Origin of the sequence: Pseudomonas zhanjiangensis, assembly GCF_041027545.1 — a bacterium.
GTDB lineage: Bacteria > Pseudomonadota > Gammaproteobacteria > Pseudomonadales > Pseudomonadaceae > Aquipseudomonas > Aquipseudomonas zhanjiangensis.
The window spans coordinates 53,418-69,000 of the sequence record NZ_JBFTEG010000015.1 but is presented as its reverse complement, the minus strand read 5'-3'; the positions used below and the strand labels follow the sequence as shown (position 1 = coordinate 69,000).

The window sequence follows — 15,583 nt, the reverse complement described above, 5'->3', positions numbered from 1 at the left end:
CTCTACTGGCAGGCGATGGTTCACGCGATCACCTAGCGGTTGATCGGCGCGACGAAGGCGCTCTTGGTGGTTACCCGGACCTGTGGATCATCGCTATCGACGATTACGAAATGCAGCGGCTGGGAAACTTCGGCGGCCCCCTCGTCCAGCAGCACGACGCTCATCGGCACGTCGACGATCTCGCCGCCCGCCAGGGTCAGCTCGCGGTTGCCCTGCAGCGCGAAACGGTCGGTTTCGCTCAGGGAGAGGCGGTAGCGATGAGGCTGCTGGGTCTTGTTGATGAGCTTGAGCCGATAGATGTTCTCGATCTGGCCCAGGCTGTTTTCACGGAACAGGCCGCGGTCCTTGGTCACGTCCAGCGAGACCAGGGCGCGATCGTTCAGGGCCCAGGCGAACGCAGCGATCATCACCAGCAGCATGCCGGCGTAGCCGAGCAGACGTGGGCGCAGCAGCCGGGTCTTGCCGCCGGCCAGGACGCGCTCGGAGGTGTAGCGGACCAGTCCCCGGGCGTAGCCCATCTTGTCCATCACGCTGTCACAGGCATCGATACAGGCGCCGCAGCTGATGCAGTCCAGCTGCAGGCCGTCGCGGATGTCGATGCCGGTCGGGCAGACCTGCACGCAGATCGTGCAGTCGACGCAATCGCCGAGGCCAGCAGCCTGGGCCGTTGCATCCTTCTTGCGCGGCCCGCGTTGCTCGCCACGCGCGGCGTCGTAGGAGACGATCAGGGTGTCCTGGTCGAACATCACGCTCTGGAACCGCGAATACGGGCACATGTGCAGGCATACCTGCTCGCGCAGCCAGCCGGCATTCAGGTAGGTGGCGGCGGTGAAGAACAGCACCCAGAAGGTCGTGGTCAGGTCCAGGTCGAAGCTGAACAGGTCGACGACCAGTTGGCGAACCGGGGTGAAGTAGCCGACGAAGGCAATTGCCGTGGCCAGGCTGAGCGCCAGCCACAGGCCGTGCTTGGCGCTACGGCGCAGGAGTTTCTCGGCCGACCAGGGCGCGGCGGCCAGCTTGATGCGCTGGTTGCGCTCGCCTTCGGTGAGCTTTTCCACCCACATGAACATCCAGGTCCACACGCTCTGCGGGCAGCTGTAGCCACACCAGACCCGTCCGGCGAACACCGTGATGAAGAACAGGCCGAAGGCCGCGATGATCAGCAGCGCCGAGAGCAAGACGAAATCCTGCGGCCAGAAGGTCGCGCCGAAGATATGGAACTGGCTGTTGCCCAGGTCCCACAGCACAGACTGGCGTCCGCCCCAGTTGAGCCAGGCTGTACCGAAAAACAGCAGTATCAGCGATCCCGCGCCGAACAGCCGCAGGTTGCGCCACAGGCCGGTGAAGCTGCGGGTATGAATCACGCCGCCGGCTTTGGCAGGGGTGAGCTTGAGGGGGCGGTGCGGGTCGATGCTGTCGATGACCCGGGCGGGAATGCGTTCGCTCATGGCGTGAGCCTCGTCTGGCTAGATCAGTTGAGGCGCATGATCGGCGTCGGCGTGCACCGGTAACAGACTCAGATTTCCCAATAAAAAGCGGATCAGATGGACAGATTGTCGCATCTGCTGCGGCCAAAGCGTGGTGGCGGCAGACCTTCGGGATCCCCTCGAGGCGTTCGTTCGGTGTTGCTGATATGTTTTTTTCGACTTTATCTGAGGCTGTTTTGTCGCGCGCGCGGCGGCCATAGTTGCAGGCACTCGGTCGGCCGCTGCTAAGGCAACGCTCGGCCGCGGATCGATTCCGATGAGGTGGCCAAACATGTACCAATACGACGACTACGACCGCGCCCTGGTGCGCGAGCGTGTGGTGCAATTCCGCGATCAGATCGCGCGGCGACTCAGCGGCGCGCTGAGCGAGGAAGAGTTCCTGCCCCTGCGCCTGCAGAATGGCCTGTACCTGCAGAAGCATGCCTATATGCTGCGCGTGGCGATTCCCTATGGCACCTTGTCTTCACGTCAGCTGCGCACCCTGGCACGCATCGCCCGGGACTACGACCGCGACTACGGACACTTCACCACCCGGCAGAACATCCAGTTCAACTGGATCGAACTGGAGCAGGTCGCCGACATCCTCGGCTTACTGGCCGAGGTCGAGATGCACGCCATCCAGACCTCCGGCAACTGCGTGCGCAACATCACCACCGAGGCCTTCGCCGGGGTGGCCGCCGACGAGTTGCTGGACCCGCGCCCGCTGGCCGAGATTCTCCGTCAGTGGTCGACGGTCAATCCGGAATTCCTCTACCTGCCGCGCAAGTTCAAGATCGCCATCTGCTCGGCCGAGCAGGACCGCGCGGCAATCATGATGCACGACATCGGCCTGTACCTTTACCGCGACGAAACTGGCGAGTTGATGCTGCGGGTGATGGTCGGCGGCGGCCTCGGGCGCACGCCGATACTCGCCCAGCAGGTGCGCGAGGCGCTGCCCTGGCGCCACCTGTTGTCCTACGTCGAGGCCGTGCTGCGGGTGTTCAACCGCCACGGCCGGCGCGACAACAAGTACAAGGCGCGGATCAAGATTCTGGTCAAGGCGCTCGGCGTCGAGGCCTTCGCCCGCGAGGTGGAGGAGGAGTGGCAGCACATCAAGGACGGCCCGGCCGAGCTGACCGAGGCCGAGTACCTGCGGGTGGCCGCCGCCTTCGTGGCGCCGGATTACGCGGATCTGGCAGACACCGACCTGGATTTCGGCACCGCCTTGGCCCACGACCAGGCCTTTGCCCGCTGGGTATCGCGCAACGTGCGGCCGCACAAGGTCGCCGGTTACGTCTCGGTGCTGCTGTCGACCAAACCCGGGGCAAGTTCCCCACCGGGCGACGTGACCTCGGCGCAGATGGACGCCATCGCCGAGCTGGCCGAGCGCTATGGCTTCGGCGAAATCCGTATCGCCCATGAGCAGAACGTGGTATTGCCCGATGTACGCAAGGCCGATCTGCACAGCCTGTACCAGCGCGCTGTGAGGCACGGCCTGAGCACTGCCAATGTTGGCTTGCTGACCGACATGATTGCCTGTCCCGGCGGCGATTACTGTGCGCTGGCCAATGCCAAGTCGATCCCGATCGCCCAGTCGATTCAGCAGCGTTTCGACGACCTCGACTACCTGCATGACCTGGGCGACATCAGCCTGAACATCTCCGGCTGCATGAATGCCTGCGGCCATCACCATATCGGCAACATCGGCATCCTCGGCGTGGACAAGAACGGCAGCGAGTGGTACCAGGTGACCATCGGCGGCGCCCAGGGCAACGACAGCGCGCTGGGCAAGGTGATCGGGCCGTCCTTCAGTGCCGCGGAGATCCCCGACGTCATCGAAGGCCTGGTCAAGACCTTCAGCGACTACCGGGAAGACCACGAGGACTTTGTCGACACCGTGCGGCGCATCGGCATCGAGCCGTTCAAGGAACAGGTCTACCGCAAAGAGCAGGTGCCGGCATGAATAATCTGATCCGCCTGCGCGACGGCCAGGCCACGCTTGTCGAGGCCGACCCCTGGCAGTGGCTGCGCGACCCGCTGCTGCCCGAGCCGAGCGGCCCCTTGCTGCTGCCCCTGGCGGCCTGGCAGCAGCGCCAGGACGAGGCGACACTCAAGGGCGAACGCCCCAGCCAGCACGGCATCTGCCTGGCGCCGGACGACGAGGTCGAGGCACTGGCCGCCTACCTGCCAGTCCTGCCGCTGATCGCCATCGAGTTCCCCAGCTTCCGCGACGGCCGCGGCTACAGCCAGGCCTACCTGTTGCGTACGCGGCTGGGGTGGCAGGGCGAGTTGCGCGCCGTCGGCGACGTGCTGCGCGACCAGCTCAGCCATATGCGCCAGTGCGGCTTCGATGCCTTCGCCGTGCGCGAGGACAAGGCCGCCGAGGACGCGCTCAAGGGGCTGGCCGGCATGAGCGTGCTCTATGGACGTTCGGCCATCGAGCCGCGGCCCCTGTTCCGGCGCCGCGGCGCCGACCGACCCTGAGCGAAGACAGGGACAGTGCGACCATCGGCGCCTGGACGCCTAGCGCCCGGTCTTGACCCGCGACCAGCTGCGGCTCATCTGCCGCAGTACGGCGTGGGAGCGTGCGCCGGACACGAAGAGGTTGGTGCGGGTCTCCGCCGGAGGGTAGGCCGCCGTGCTGTTGCGCACCGTCGGGTCCATGAGGCTATTGGCCTTCGGGTTCGGGTTGGCGTAGCCGACATAGTTGCTCACCTCGGCGATGACCTCCGGGCGCAACAGATAATCGATGAAGGCATGCGCGCCTTTGACATTGGGGGCATCCACCGGGATGGCCATCATGTCGAACCACAGGTTGCTGCCCTCCTTGGGTACCACGTACTTGACCACGATGTTGTTGCCGGCCTCCTCGGCGCGGGAGGTCGCCTGTATCGCATCCCCGGAGAAGGCCACCGCGGCGCAGATGTTGCCGTTGGCCAGGTCCGAGATGTACTTGGAGGAGTGGAAGTAGGTGACGTGTTCGCGCAGCAAGAGCAATTTGGCTTCGGCGGCCTGGTAGTCCGCGATCTTGTCGCTGTTCGGGTCCAGGCCCATGTACAAGAGCATCAAGGGCAGCATCTCGTCGGCCGAGTCGATGAAGGACACGCCGCAGCTGTTGAGCTTCTTCAGGTTGTCGGGTTCGAACAGGGCGCTCCAGGAATCGATGTGATCGACCCCGAGCACGGCCTTGATCTTCTCCGGGTTGTAGGCGATGCCCGTGGTGCCCCACAGGTAGGGCACGCTGTAGGCGTTGTCCGGGTCATTGGCCTTAAGCTTTTCCATCAGCTGCGCGTCCAGATTGCCCAGGCCGGTCAGCAGGCTCTTGTCTAGTTTCTGGAAGGCGCCGGCCTTGATCTGCTTCTGCAGAAAATTGTTGGACGGCACCACCACATCGTAGCCGCTGCCGCCCGCCAGCAGCTTGGCCTCCAGGGTTTCGTTGGAGTCGAACACGTCGTACTTGACCGCGATCCCGGATTGCTGGGTGAAGTCGGCGGCGGTGGTCTCGCCGATATAGTCCGCCCAGTTGTAGACACGCACCTGGGATTCGGCGCAAGCGCCGCCGCTCAGGCCGGCAGCCAGGGCCGAGAGTGATAGGGCGCGCAGTGCATTGCTCAGCGTTTTCATGGTTTAAGCTCCTGATTGTTGTTGTTTTAGAACCGATCAGTAGTCGCTGTTCCCTCCTGTATGGCGTTTGCTGGTTCAGGCGAAATCCATGCGGTCTCCAGCCAGATGGGCATTCAGGTAGTACTGAATATGGCCGGCCCAGGTCAGGGGCAGGCGGCTCCACGGCAGGCCCGGCAGCGCGCGGTGGCGGATGGCGGCAAACGGGGCGAATGCCTGTGCCTGGCCTTGCAGCTTGGCCACGGCCAGGTCGGCGGCCATGGCGGTGGTGTTGAGACCGTGGCCGTTGAAGCCCTGCAGGACGATTCGGCCATCGCGGGTTTCGCGGATGTCCGGCAGGTGATTGGCGGTGATGTCCATCCAGCCACCCCAGACGTAGTCGATCTCCACACCCGCCAGGGACGGGAACAGCTTGCCCAGCTCCCGGCGGATATGGCGCAGGTCGCCGGGCCGTGGCCCTTGGCGGGTGCCGATCGAGCAGCCGAACAGCAGGCGCTGGTCCGGGGTCTTGCGAAAGTAGTGATTGAACGGGTGGGTATCGAATACCGCGGCGGTGCCGACCGCCGCCGCTTCCTGGGCGCTGAGCGGGCGAGTCGCCAGCTGGTAGGTGCCCACCTTGAGAATCGCCGGCGCCAGCGCTCGTTCGATATCAGCGGTAAAGGCATTGCTGGCGAAAATGACCCGCTCGGCGCTGAGCGAGCCCTTGCGGGTCTTGATCAGCCAGCGCCCATCGCGTTGCTGCAGGTGCAGGGCAGGGCTGTACTCATGCAGTTGTGCGCCCAGCCGGCTAGCGGCGTGGGCCAGGCCGAGGACATAGGCCAGCGGATTGAGCTGACCGCCGCGGGGGTCGTACAGGCCGCCGTGATAACGCGGGCTGTCGACATAGTCGGCCAACTGCGCCGGCGCTACTGGCCGCAGGCAAGGGTAGTCGTAGAGGGCGGCCAGGTGCTCGGCATCGCGCATCAGCGCCGGGAAGTGGGCCGGGCGGATCGCCGCCGTGAGTCCGCCCCGGCGCATGTCGCAGGCGATGCCGAAGCGCTCGACGTTGTCGAACACCCGCGTCAGACCACGGTCGGCCAGCTTGAACAGCTGGATCGACAGGTCCATGCCATAGGCCGCTTCGATCTCCTGAATGCGCGGGGCGAAGCCGCGGATTACCTGGCCGCCGTTCATCCCCGAGGCGCAGCCGCCGATGCATCTGGCCTCCAGCAGGGTGCTGGCGATGCCCGCTTCGGCCAGGCCGAGGGCGCTACTGACGCCGGTGAGGCCGCCGCCTATGATGCACACGTCCGTGCTATGGTGCCCCTCGAGTTGGGTAAAGGCACGGCGCTCGACGGTGGTTTCGTAGTAGTTGAAATAGGCGGTCATGGGCGTTCCGAACGCGTTGGCTGGCGGCTGCCTGGCAGCGGCGCCGATGCTGGGTTGAGGGCCAGAGTAGGGGATGGCCTGTGGGGCGTCTGTCCCCATGGTAAGAGGACAAAGACTCGATGAATGACGGTAGGCTCGACGATATCGACGACGCCATGCGCCAGCTGGCGGCACTCGGCTTGGCGGATCTGCTCGGCGCCCTGGGCACCGATGCGCTGTGCCAGCAGTTGCTGGCATTCATGCAGAAGTTCATCGCCACGCCGTCGCTCGAGCTGTTCTTCTTTCGCCGCAGCCCCAGTCTGCAGAGCATTGTCGATGTAGCCTACCTGGGCTCGGCCACCGATGAGTCCGCTTCGCTGGAGACCTTCCATGAGTCCGGGCGCGCCTATGTGGCGGACCATTCGCTCCTGGGCCGCCACTGCGTGGACTACCAGTACATCCTGGCTCTGCGCAGCTGTGGTGTGCACCTGACTTCGGTGGAGCAGCCGGACAGCGAGGAGCAGCGGCGCTTCTACCAGGAGGTGTATTTCGATGATGGATCGATTGCCGAACTGATCAGCTACGCCGGCATGATCGACGAGCGCGTTTTCACCCTGACGCTGTCTCGCGACGTGGACATGCCGCGCTTCACCGCGCAGGAACATGAGCACCTGCTGCAGCTGGGCAATATCCTCCTGCCACTGTTGAGCAAGCACTATGAGTTGCTACCGGCCATTACCAGCGTCAAGCGCGAACCCTACGGCCTGCGCCAGCGTTTCGAGCAACTGCTGCAGCAGGACGCCGTTCAGCTCTCGGCACGCGAATGCGACATCTGCGTGTGCATCCTGATGGGTATGAGCGCGGCGGACATCGCCACCCACCTGGGCATCGCACCCAGCAGCGTGGTGACCTACAAGCAGCGGGCCTTCGCCAAGCTGGGCGTGAGCAATCAGCAGGCGCTGTTCGACTGGTGCTTTCTGCCCCACGGTTAGGGCTGCGCTGTTCGTCGCAGCCTGGCTGCTGCAACGGCCAAGTCGCCCCCCTTCGCACCTTGCGCCAGCGGGTTGCTGCTTGCGTTGTCCTCCTATCATGGGGGCAGACGCCCCCGCGACTCTATCTCTACTCTGATCCCGACTTTTCGTAGCCGCCGATCGGTACGCGGCCGGCAGCCCCTGGGTTGCCCCAGAACAAGAACGGGACCGGACAGAGGAGAGCCCCCAATGAGTGAACATGCCAAGCCCAACTATGCAGAGGGCAATGACGACAATCACACGCTGCCCAGTTGGATCTACAACGACGCGCGCTATTTCGAGCTCGAACGCCAGGAGCTGTTCGCCCGCAGCTGGCAGATCGCCTGTCATGTCAGCGAGATCGCCGAGCCGGGTGACTACATCACCCTGGAGTTCGTCGGCGAGCGCATCGCCGTGGCGCGTCTGCAGGACGGCAGCATCACGGCCTTTCACAACACCTGCAGGCATCGCGCACACCAGGTGATCACCGGCGAGAAGGGCAACTGCAAGCGCGCCCATGTCTGTCCCTACCACGGCTGGACCTACGCCCAGGACGGCGGCCTGCGCGGCATCCCCGGCGGCAGCGAGGCGGATCTGGAGCAGGTCGGCCATGGCCTGTTGCCGGTGGATCACGAGGTGTTCATGGGCTTCGTGTTCATCCGCCTTAAGGCCGAAGGCCCCTCGGTCGCCGAGCGCCTGGCACCTTTCGCGGAGCTGCTGGCGGCCTATCGGATCGACGAGATGCAGTGCAGTGGCGACCTGCAGGTCGAAGAGCACCCCATCGACTGGAAGAACATGATGGACAACTACCAGGAGGGCTATCACGTCGCCATCGGCCACCCCGGCTTGAACCAGATGATGGAAAACGAATATGAGGTACGCACTGACGCCGAGCTGGGCACCAGCTTCGCCAGCCACAGGTTCAAGGATGAGCCGGCCGGAGGGCCGGACGAGTTCGCCTATATGAGCCTGCGCCCCGGCGCCGAGCACCTGCCCGGCGATTACGCGCAGCGCATCAGTTACCTGTCGCTGTTTCCCCTGGTCAATATCGGTCTGCAGCCCGATAGCGTGCACTACTACCTGTTCCATCCCATCGGCCCGGGGCGCGCAGCGCTGCGCACGGTGAGCTTCGCCTTGCCCAATGCCAGCCGTAAAACCAAGGCCGCCCAGGCCGCCATCGGCAGGGTCTGGGAGCAGGTGGTGAGCGAGGACAACCAGCTGACCCGCTCCGTGCAACTGGGCCTCGAAGGCGCGGCCTATCAGTACGGCTTCCTCTCGCCGCGAGAAGCCGGCGTACGGGCGTTCCGCGACTGGATGCGCGCGCAACTGCCCATCGTGCGGCGGGAACTCAGGCCGTGTGCGGGGCAGCCATTGCCACTGGACTGAACTGTGCCGCCAGCGCCTGACGCTGATCAACCGGCCCATGGCCCGCGGCAGGCGGGTAGGGCCGGCAATGAACTCTGCAAGGATCCTACGATGACAGTCACTGAAAAGCTGATTCCGGTGCAGGTGACGGTGGTCGAATGCATCACCGCGAGCATCAAACGCTTCACGTTGGCAACCCTGGATGGTCGCGCGCTGCCTACCTTTGCCGGCGGCAGCCATGTGCTGGTGCAGATGCAGCAGGGCATCCAGCGCTTCACCAATGCCTACTCCCTGGTCAGTGCGCCGGATGACACCCGCCACTATCAGATCGCGGTTCAGCGCGAGGAGCCGTCCAGGGGCGGCTCGGCCTTTATGCACGAGCAGGTGAGGGTAGGCAGCACCCTGTTGATCAGCGCGCCGAACAATCTGTTCGCCCTGGACCGGCGCGCCGACCACCATCTGCTTATCGCCGGTGGCATCGGCATCACCCCATTTCTGTCACATCTGCCTGAACTGGCGGCGGCCAAGGCTAGCTACGCGCTGCACTATGCGGCGCGCGGCGAAGAACAGGCAGGCTTTTACGCCGAACTGCAAGACGGCCCCCATGCCGCGCACTGCCATTTCTACCTCGCCAGTACGGGGCAACGGCTGAGTCTGCAACAGCTCATGGGCGCGCAGCCGAGCGGGACCCATGTCTACGTGTGCGGCCCCCGACGCCTGATCGACGGGGTGCTGGCGGCGGCGCGCGTCCTGGAGCTCGATAGCCATCGAGTGCATTACGAGCGGTTCGCCCAGGCACCGGCCAGTGGCGGCGAATTCACTCTGGAGCTGCGGCGCTCCGGGCATCGGCTGCAGGTCCCCGAGGGCGTGAGCATTCTTCAGGCGATTGAGCGCGCCAACCTGACTCAGGTCGATTGCCTGTGCCGCGAAGGTGTTTGCGGCACCTGCGAGACGCCGATCCTCGAAGGCGAAGCCGAGCACCATGACCAGTACCTGAGCGCCGAGGAGAAGGCCGCCCAGCGCAGCATGCTCATCTGCGTGTCACGGGCGCGCGGCAGTCGCCTGGTACTCGACCTGCGATGGTCGCGCGCAGAGGGTGCTGTATGTGAATATCAGGGGCGGCTTCTCGATCCCGTAATAGTGTATTTAACATAATATACATTATGCGAAGCTATGGATTGGCAGGAGGGTAGCAGACGGCGGCGCGATCAAGGATATGCCTTGCCTACAGGATGCGCCCTGGTTGACGGCTCAACCGGGAGCTGTCGCCACCCCGACGAATTAATCGAACGCCGAAGCAGCATCATTCATTCGCTGAAGTGGCTTGGTCATAGCATCCAGGCCCCTATAATCGCGTGCTTGGAAATGGAGTTGCCATGAGCGCGATACAGATCAAATCTCCGGCCCTGACGATCAAGGCCGGCCCGCGCGCGTTGGCGCGCATTCGTGAACGCGGCCTGCAGCCAGCCGATGTGGGCATATTGCCCGGCGCCGCCGGCGGGCCCAAGGCGCTGGGTATCCAGGGGCTGGACCTGGCCCTGTTTGCGGAGTGGCTGCCGCGGGCGCCGCGCCAGCGCGCATTGATTGGCGCCTCGATCGGCTCCTGGCGGTTCGCCTGCGCCTGCCTGCCGGATGCCGCGGGCGCGCTCCGGCGCCTGGGCGAGCTATACAGCGCGCAGCGTTTCGCCAAGGGCGCGAGCATGGCCCAGGTCTCGTTCAGTTGCCGGCAGATGCTCGATCAATTGCTCGATGGCCAGGATGGCCGGGTACTGGATAACCCGAACTATCGGCTGAACATCGTCGTGGTGAAGAGCCACGGTCTGCTTCGGCATGACCACCGCGGCGCATTGGGTCTGGGCTTGTCCGGGGTGATCGGCAGCAATCTGCTCGGGCGTTCGCGGCTGGCCAGGCATTTCGAGCGTCTGATCCTGCACGATGCGCGGCTGACGCCGCCCTTGCGCGAGCTCGTCGACTTCCCTTCGCGCTACCTGGCCCTCGATCCGGGCAATCTGCGCCAGGCCCTGCTTGCCTCAGGCTCGATCCCGATGATCATGGAGGGCGTACGCGATATCCCCGGCGCCGGTCTGGGTACCTATCGCGACGGCGGACTGCTCGACTATCACCTGGACTTGCCGTACAGCGGCAGCGATATCGTGCTCTACCCGCACTTCACCGACCGCATCATTCCTGGCTGGTTCGACAAGGGCCTGCCCTGGCGGCGCGGCGACAGCGGACGCCTGCAGGACGTGTTGCTGCTCGCCCCCTCCCCCGACTACCTGGCCCGCCTGCCCCATGGCAAGCTGCCCGACCGCAAGGATTTCACCCGCTATCAGGGTGACGACCCCGGCCGCGAGCGCTACTGGCGTACCGCGATGGCCGAAAGCCGGCGACTGGGTGACGAGTTTCTCGAGCTGGTCGAGCGTGGTCGGCTCGCCGAGCGCATGCTGGCATTGTGATTCCAATGGGATTGCAGATGGCACGGCCGGACGCTAGGTTAGTCGGCGTTCAACCAGGGAAGGACGCCCATGAAACTTGCAGTAGCCATCATCCACGGCATTGGCACACAGCCCGATATTCGCGATGACGAGGGTCAGCATGTCTTCGCCCAGGGGTTGATCGCCGCCTTGCGCCGGCGACTCGGGGTGAACGCCGACGATGTGGCGTTCCAGAGCCTGTACTGGGCCAACGTCCTGGACAAGCGGCAGATGGACTACCTCAAGCGCCTGGACGATCAGCCCGTCGGCTGGCGCTGGATGCGCCGCCTGGTCACCCTGTTCCTTGGCGATGCCAGTGGCTATCGCAAGGTCAGCCAGGCCTACGACACCACCTATGAAGAGGTCCACCAGTGCCTGCGCAACGGCTTCAATGCCTTGCGTGCCAAGGTCGATGCCGATACGCCACTGGTGGTCCTCGCGCACTCGCTCGGTGGCCACATCTTCTCCAACTTCGTCTGGGACCAGCAACGCATCAACCTGACCGCCAGTTGTCCGCGGGATCCGTTTCTCGCCCTGGAAACGCTGACCGGGCTGGTCACCTTCGGCTGCAACATTCCGCTGTTCACCTTCGCCTGCGATCCGGTGGTGCCGATTCGCTTTCCCGGACACTGCCTGGACGAGCGAATCAGGGCGCAGGCGCGCTGGCTCAACCTCTATGCCCCGGCCGACCTGCTCGGCTACCCGCTGCGGCCGCTGCCGAGCTACGCAGAGGTGGTCGCCGAGGACCGTGCCCTGCCAGTGGGCCCCTGGTACATCAGGCATACGCCATTGAGCCATCTGGCCTACTGGGACGATCGGCGCTTTCAGGATTATGTCGCGCACCATCTACGCCAGTGGTTGCAAGCCAGCGGCGCCGGCGCAGTCGACACGCCCTGCATCGATGCGCCGGGCCTCGCCTGAGGCGGCCTTGCGCCGGCCCGTAGAGTCTAGGTGCGTCATTTTCTTGCTCAAGACGGACATAAATCGCACCTTCGTGTGACTTGTCGGTCAACTGAATACATCAACTGCTATGACTGGCCAGCGTGACTATTGCCGCCGGCCCTAAAGACATTTGGGATCACCTCGGAGAAACCGACCCCATGAACGCCCCGCTGCGTTTTAACGAAGCACTTCTGATTGCCGATCGCGCTTTTCAACCCTTCCAGTGCGTTGCCTGGGCGCCTCAGGATGGCACCGGCCTGCTGAGCCTGACGGTCATCGACCGTACCAGCACTCGCCTGCTCGGTCGCACCCAGCTGACCAGCAACATCTACAGCGATCCACAGCAATTCGCCAAGGTGCTCAAGCAGTCTCGCGACGAGTTGACTCAGAAAGGCTTCGACCTGGCTCCCTGGAGCATGCCGGAGTAATCCGCCCGCCGTGGTAGGCAGCGCCTTCGGCGGCGCTGCCCGGCTTGCCATGCTGCGCTCCCTGCCAAGCATGATGGCAATATCTGTGGGTCTATTGTCCTTGTTGCCAGCCTTTCGCTGAGTGCAAACTGCATCCATCGCTCATCGAGTCTTGCCCCAATGGATGCGTCTCATACCATCGCCTGCCTGCTCTACCCGGACGTCATGAGCCTGGACGTGACGGGGCCGATGCAGGTGTTCGCCTCGGCTAACGTCGAACGCCAGCGCCAGGGACTGCCTGCGCCCTACCGTCTTCTGCTGCTCGGCCAACGGGCCGGTGCCATTGCCACTTCGGCCGGCTTCCAGTTGGTGGCCGATCGGGCCTGGAGCGAAGTGGACCCGGCGCAGCTGGACACCTTGTTGGTTCCCGGCGGCCTGGGTGTCGAGGCCCAATGCGTGAATGCGCCGCTACTGGCCTGGCTGGCTGCCGCCGAGCCGCGGCTACGGCGTCTCGGTTCGGTCTGCTCCGGCGCCCTGATCCTTGCCGCGGCCGGCTTGCTCGACGGCCGGCGCGCCACCACCCACTGGGCAGACGTGCAAACCTTGCGTCAGGGGTATCCGCAGGTGGAGGTGCTTGGCGATTGTCTGCACACCTATGACCCGCGGGACCTACAGGACAATGGACATGTGTTCACCTCGGCCGGGGTAACGGCAGGCATCGACCTGGCGCTGGCCCTGGTGGAAGCGGACCTGGGCAGGCCCACGGCGCTGGCGGTGGCGCGGCGCCTGGTGATGTTCCTGCGCAGGCCCGGCGGTCAGGCGCAGTTCAGTGCGCTGCTGAGTCCCGAGCCGAGTCGCGTTCCACGCCTGAGCGCCCTGCTCGAGTGGATACCCGCTCACCTGAGCGAGGATCTGTCGCTGCAGGCCCTCGCCGCCCAGGCCGCCATGACGCCGCGTACCCTGTCGCGGGTCTTCGTCCAGGAGCTGGGCGTCGGGCCGGGCCGCTATGTCGAGCGCCTTCGAATCGAGGCTGCGCGCAACCTGCTGCAGGACGCCCAGGCCTCGATCGCCACGGTGGCACGCCTCACCGGCTTCGGTCATCCGGAGAACCTGCGGCGCACCTTCCACAAGCACCTGGGTGTGAGCCCGCAGGAGTATGCCGCGCGCTTCGCCTGAGAATTCTGCTAGGCCACCCCAGGAGTCCAACATGTTGCAACTGCGCCCCAACTGCGAATGCTGCGACCGCGACCTGCCCGCCGACTCGGCGCAGGCGCTGATCTGCTCGTTCGAGTGCACCTTCTGCCAAAGCTGCGCCGACCGGCTTCTGCACGGCTGCTGCCCGAATTGCGGCGGCGAACTGGTCAGGCGACCAATCCGGCCGGCCGCCAAGCTGGCGCGCGTCCCCGCCTCCAGCACCCGCGTCTTGAACCCCCCATCCTTGAGGAGATCCTAATGCTCGATTTGTTGCGCAAACTGCAAGGGGACGCCATGGCCCTGCCCCCTCGGCCGACGCTGAAACAGGCGGCGCTCGCCTGGCTCGGCGGCGCGCTGGCGATTGCCGCCGTCGCCAATGCCGGCGATCTGCTGTCGGTTAGCCTGCTGCTGGGCTCCTTCGGCGCCTCCTGCGTGCTGGTGTTCGGCTTTCCGGACTTGCCGTTCTCGCAGCCGCGCAATGTCCTGCTCGGCCACCTGCTCAGCAGTCTGGTCGGACTGCTCATGCTCCACGGCGTCGGCCCGCAGTGGTGGTCGCTGGCGCTGGCGGTAGGCACCGCGATTGCCCTGATGATGCTGACGCGTAGCGTTCATCCCCCCGCGGGCTCGAATCCGGTGATCATCTTTCTCGCCCAGCCGGGGTGGGGCTTCCTCCTCTACCCCACCCTGATCGGCGCCCTGGTACTGATCCTGGTGGCGCTGCTGTACAACAACGCCAGCCGCAGTGGCCGCTATCCGAAATACTGGTAATGGCCTCGGCGGCCGCCGGCGAGTGGACGTCAGGCTAGCGGATAGACCCTGACCTGGTTGCGCCCGCCTAGCTTGGCGGCATACAGGGCCTGGTCGGCGTGCTCGATCAGCTGCTCGTAGCCCTCTAGCATTTCACTCAGGTCGGCCACGCCCAGACTGATGGTGAGCCTGATGGCCTGGCCTTCATGGCTGACGATGATCGCCTCGACGCTCTGGCGCAGGCGCTCGGCGAAGCGCTGGGCGCCGGCCTTATCGACGTCGGGCAAGAGAATGGCGAACTCCTCGCCGCCGTAGCGCCCGGCAACGTCGGTGTCACGCACCTGTTTGCGCACCACCTCGGCCACCGCCTGGATCACCTTGTCGCCGGCCGGGTGGCCATGGCCGTCATTGATGCGCTTGAAGTGGTCTATATCGAACATCACCAGGGCGGCCATGCTCTGGTAGCGGCGATGCCGGGCGTACTCGTGCTGCAGGCACTCCTCCCAGTAGCCGCGGTTGTTCAGCCCGGTCAGGCGGTCGGTGCGCGAGAGTTTCTGCAGCTGCAGATTCGCCGCCTGCAACTGCTGCTTGTTCACCGCCACATTGGTCGCGTCGTAGATGATCAGGCAGATGTGTTCGATGCTGCTGTTGGTGCCCTGCAACGGCAGAATGGTGGTGTTCTGGTACATGAACTCTTCCTGCCCGGTGATCGGCTGGTAGTTCTTGAATCGCACCAGGTAGGGCCGCTGCTCCCAGATGGTGAAGGCCGGAGTGCCCAGGGTGATCACGCTCTCGACCTTGTAGCGGAACCAGTCTTCCTCGACCTCGGGAAACAGGCTGAAGAAGGATTTCTGTCGCACCTCATGCGGCTGCCGCCCCGAACGGTTCTCCATGAAGGTGTTCCAGACCTGCACCCGGTATTCGCGATCGAGTACCACGACTCCGACATCGATGCTCTGCAGGATGGCCAACAACCAGTGCAACTCGTTGAAATCGGCGATTTTGCTCAT

At 64.7% G+C, this 15,583-nt stretch carries 15 protein-coding genes; 11 read left to right on the top strand and 4 right to left on the bottom strand.

Features of this window, described 5'->3' with window-relative positions:
* Positions 1-32 precede the first annotated feature (32 nt).
* Entirely contained in the window at positions 33-1,448 is a 1,416-nt protein-coding gene (gene ccoG, locus AB5S05_RS17175; RefSeq protein ID WP_369288742.1) for a cytochrome c oxidase accessory protein CcoG, read from the bottom strand.
* Between the two features lie 310 nt (positions 1,449-1,758).
* Here ccoG and nirA point away from each other — a divergent pair, with 310 nt between their 5' ends.
* Together nirA and AB5S05_RS17165 are read left to right on the top strand one after the other, a co-directional pair.
* Positions 1,759-3,429 carry a nitrite reductase NirA gene (gene nirA / locus AB5S05_RS17170; RefSeq protein ID WP_369288741.1) on the top strand — a complete coding sequence of 557 codons (1,671 nt, stop codon included), beginning with the start codon at positions 1,759-1,761 and terminating at the stop codon, positions 3,427-3,429.
* Entirely contained in the window at positions 3,426-3,950 is a 525-nt protein-coding gene (locus AB5S05_RS17165) for a DUF934 domain-containing protein (protein ID WP_369288740.1), read from the top strand. The genes nirA and AB5S05_RS17165 overlap by 4 nt, the downstream gene beginning before the upstream one ends.
* 39 nt (positions 3,951-3,989) lie before the next feature.
* On the opposite strand, the gene AB5S05_RS17160 is transcribed toward AB5S05_RS17165, so the two are convergent.
* Together AB5S05_RS17160 and AB5S05_RS17155 are read right to left on the bottom strand one after the other, a co-directional pair.
* Positions 3,990-5,090, bottom strand: a complete 1,101-nt coding sequence (locus AB5S05_RS17160; RefSeq protein ID WP_369288739.1) for a polyamine ABC transporter substrate-binding protein — start codon at positions 5,088-5,090, stop codon at positions 3,990-3,992.
* Between the two features lie 75 nt (positions 5,091-5,165).
* The gene (locus tag AB5S05_RS17155) at positions 5,166-6,455 is read right to left on the bottom strand and encodes an NAD(P)/FAD-dependent oxidoreductase (RefSeq protein WP_369288738.1); all 1,290 of its coding nucleotides are present in this window, start codon (positions 6,453-6,455) and stop codon (positions 5,166-5,168) included.
* Positions 6,456-6,574: 119 nt separating this feature from the next.
* Here AB5S05_RS17155 and AB5S05_RS17150 point away from each other — a divergent pair, with 119 nt between their 5' ends.
* The 9 genes from AB5S05_RS17150 to AB5S05_RS17110 all read left to right on the top strand — a co-directional run bounded on the left by AB5S05_RS17150 (position 6,575) and on the right by AB5S05_RS17110 (position 14,594).
* The gene (locus AB5S05_RS17150; protein ID WP_369288737.1) at positions 6,575-7,426 is read left to right on the top strand and encodes a helix-turn-helix transcriptional regulator; all 852 of its coding nucleotides are present in this window, start codon (positions 6,575-6,577) and stop codon (positions 7,424-7,426) included.
* 228 nt (positions 7,427-7,654) lie between these two features.
* Complete coding sequence (locus AB5S05_RS17145) at positions 7,655-8,830, top strand: aromatic ring-hydroxylating oxygenase subunit alpha (RefSeq protein WP_369288736.1); 1,176 nt, start codon at positions 7,655-7,657, stop codon at positions 8,828-8,830.
* 90 nt (positions 8,831-8,920) lie between these two features.
* Entirely contained in the window at positions 8,921-9,964 is a 1,044-nt protein-coding gene (locus AB5S05_RS17140; protein WP_369288735.1) for a PDR/VanB family oxidoreductase, read from the top strand.
* Between the two features lie 221 nt (positions 9,965-10,185).
* Positions 10,186-11,265: a patatin-like phospholipase family protein gene (locus AB5S05_RS17135; protein ID WP_369288734.1), complete on the top strand. Its 1,080-nt coding sequence runs from the start codon at positions 10,186-10,188 to the stop codon at positions 11,263-11,265.
* A gap of 69 nt (positions 11,266-11,334) precedes the next feature.
* The gene (locus tag AB5S05_RS17130; protein ID WP_369288733.1) at positions 11,335-12,204 is read left to right on the top strand and encodes a hypothetical protein; all 870 of its coding nucleotides are present in this window, start codon (positions 11,335-11,337) and stop codon (positions 12,202-12,204) included.
* Positions 12,205-12,383: 179 nt separating this feature from the next.
* Positions 12,384-12,653, top strand: coding sequence for a hypothetical protein (locus AB5S05_RS17125; RefSeq protein ID WP_369288732.1), 270 nt, complete (start codon positions 12,384-12,386; stop codon positions 12,651-12,653).
* A gap of 159 nt (positions 12,654-12,812) precedes the next feature.
* Positions 12,813-13,808, top strand: coding sequence for a GlxA family transcriptional regulator (locus AB5S05_RS17120; RefSeq protein ID WP_369288731.1), 996 nt, complete (start codon positions 12,813-12,815; stop codon positions 13,806-13,808).
* Positions 13,809-13,839: 31 nt separating this feature from the next.
* Positions 13,840-14,085, top strand: coding sequence for a DUF1272 domain-containing protein (locus AB5S05_RS17115; RefSeq protein WP_369288730.1), 246 nt, complete (start codon positions 13,840-13,842; stop codon positions 14,083-14,085).
* Positions 14,085-14,594: an HPP family protein gene (locus tag AB5S05_RS17110; protein WP_369288729.1), complete on the top strand. Its 510-nt coding sequence runs from the start codon at positions 14,085-14,087 to the stop codon at positions 14,592-14,594. Before AB5S05_RS17115 ends, AB5S05_RS17110 begins: the two co-directional genes overlap by 1 nt.
* Positions 14,595-14,623: 29 nt before the next feature.
* Here AB5S05_RS17110 and AB5S05_RS17105 read toward each other — a convergent pair whose 3' ends face one another.
* Positions 14,624-15,583, bottom strand: a complete 960-nt coding sequence (locus AB5S05_RS17105; RefSeq protein WP_369288728.1) for a sensor domain-containing diguanylate cyclase — start codon at positions 15,581-15,583, stop codon at positions 14,624-14,626.

Bases quoted from the DNA above. Each gene is read 5' to 3' on its own strand.
- ccoG (WP_369288742.1), bottom strand. From the start codon at position 1,448: ATGAGCGAACGCATTCCCGCCCGGGTCATCGACAGCATCGACCCGCAC.
- nirA (WP_369288741.1), top strand. From the start codon at position 1,759: ATGTACCAATACGACGACTACGACCGCGCCCTGGTGCGCGAGCGTGTG.
- AB5S05_RS17165 (WP_369288740.1), top strand. From the start codon at position 3,426: ATGAATAATCTGATCCGCCTGCGCGACGGCCAGGCCACGCTTGTCGAG.
- AB5S05_RS17160 (WP_369288739.1), bottom strand. From the start codon at position 5,090: ATGAAAACGCTGAGCAATGCACTGCGCGCCCTATCACTCTCGGCCCTG.
- AB5S05_RS17155 (WP_369288738.1), bottom strand. From the start codon at position 6,455: ATGACCGCCTATTTCAACTACTACGAAACCACCGTCGAGCGCCGTGCC.
- AB5S05_RS17150 (WP_369288737.1), top strand. From the start codon at position 6,575: ATGAATGACGGTAGGCTCGACGATATCGACGACGCCATGCGCCAGCTG.
- AB5S05_RS17145 (WP_369288736.1), top strand. From the start codon at position 7,655: ATGAGTGAACATGCCAAGCCCAACTATGCAGAGGGCAATGACGACAAT.
- AB5S05_RS17140 (WP_369288735.1), top strand. From the start codon at position 8,921: ATGACAGTCACTGAAAAGCTGATTCCGGTGCAGGTGACGGTGGTCGAA.
- AB5S05_RS17135 (WP_369288734.1), top strand. From the start codon at position 10,186: ATGAGCGCGATACAGATCAAATCTCCGGCCCTGACGATCAAGGCCGGC.
- AB5S05_RS17130 (WP_369288733.1), top strand. From the start codon at position 11,335: ATGAAACTTGCAGTAGCCATCATCCACGGCATTGGCACACAGCCCGAT.
- AB5S05_RS17125 (WP_369288732.1), top strand. From the start codon at position 12,384: ATGAACGCCCCGCTGCGTTTTAACGAAGCACTTCTGATTGCCGATCGC.
- AB5S05_RS17120 (WP_369288731.1), top strand. From the start codon at position 12,813: ATGGATGCGTCTCATACCATCGCCTGCCTGCTCTACCCGGACGTCATG.
- AB5S05_RS17115 (WP_369288730.1), top strand. From the start codon at position 13,840: ATGTTGCAACTGCGCCCCAACTGCGAATGCTGCGACCGCGACCTGCCC.
- AB5S05_RS17110 (WP_369288729.1), top strand. From the start codon at position 14,085: ATGCTCGATTTGTTGCGCAAACTGCAAGGGGACGCCATGGCCCTGCCC.
- AB5S05_RS17105 (WP_369288728.1), bottom strand. From the start codon at position 15,583: ATGAGCAAAATCGCCGATTTCAACGAGTTGCACTGGTTGTTGGCCATC.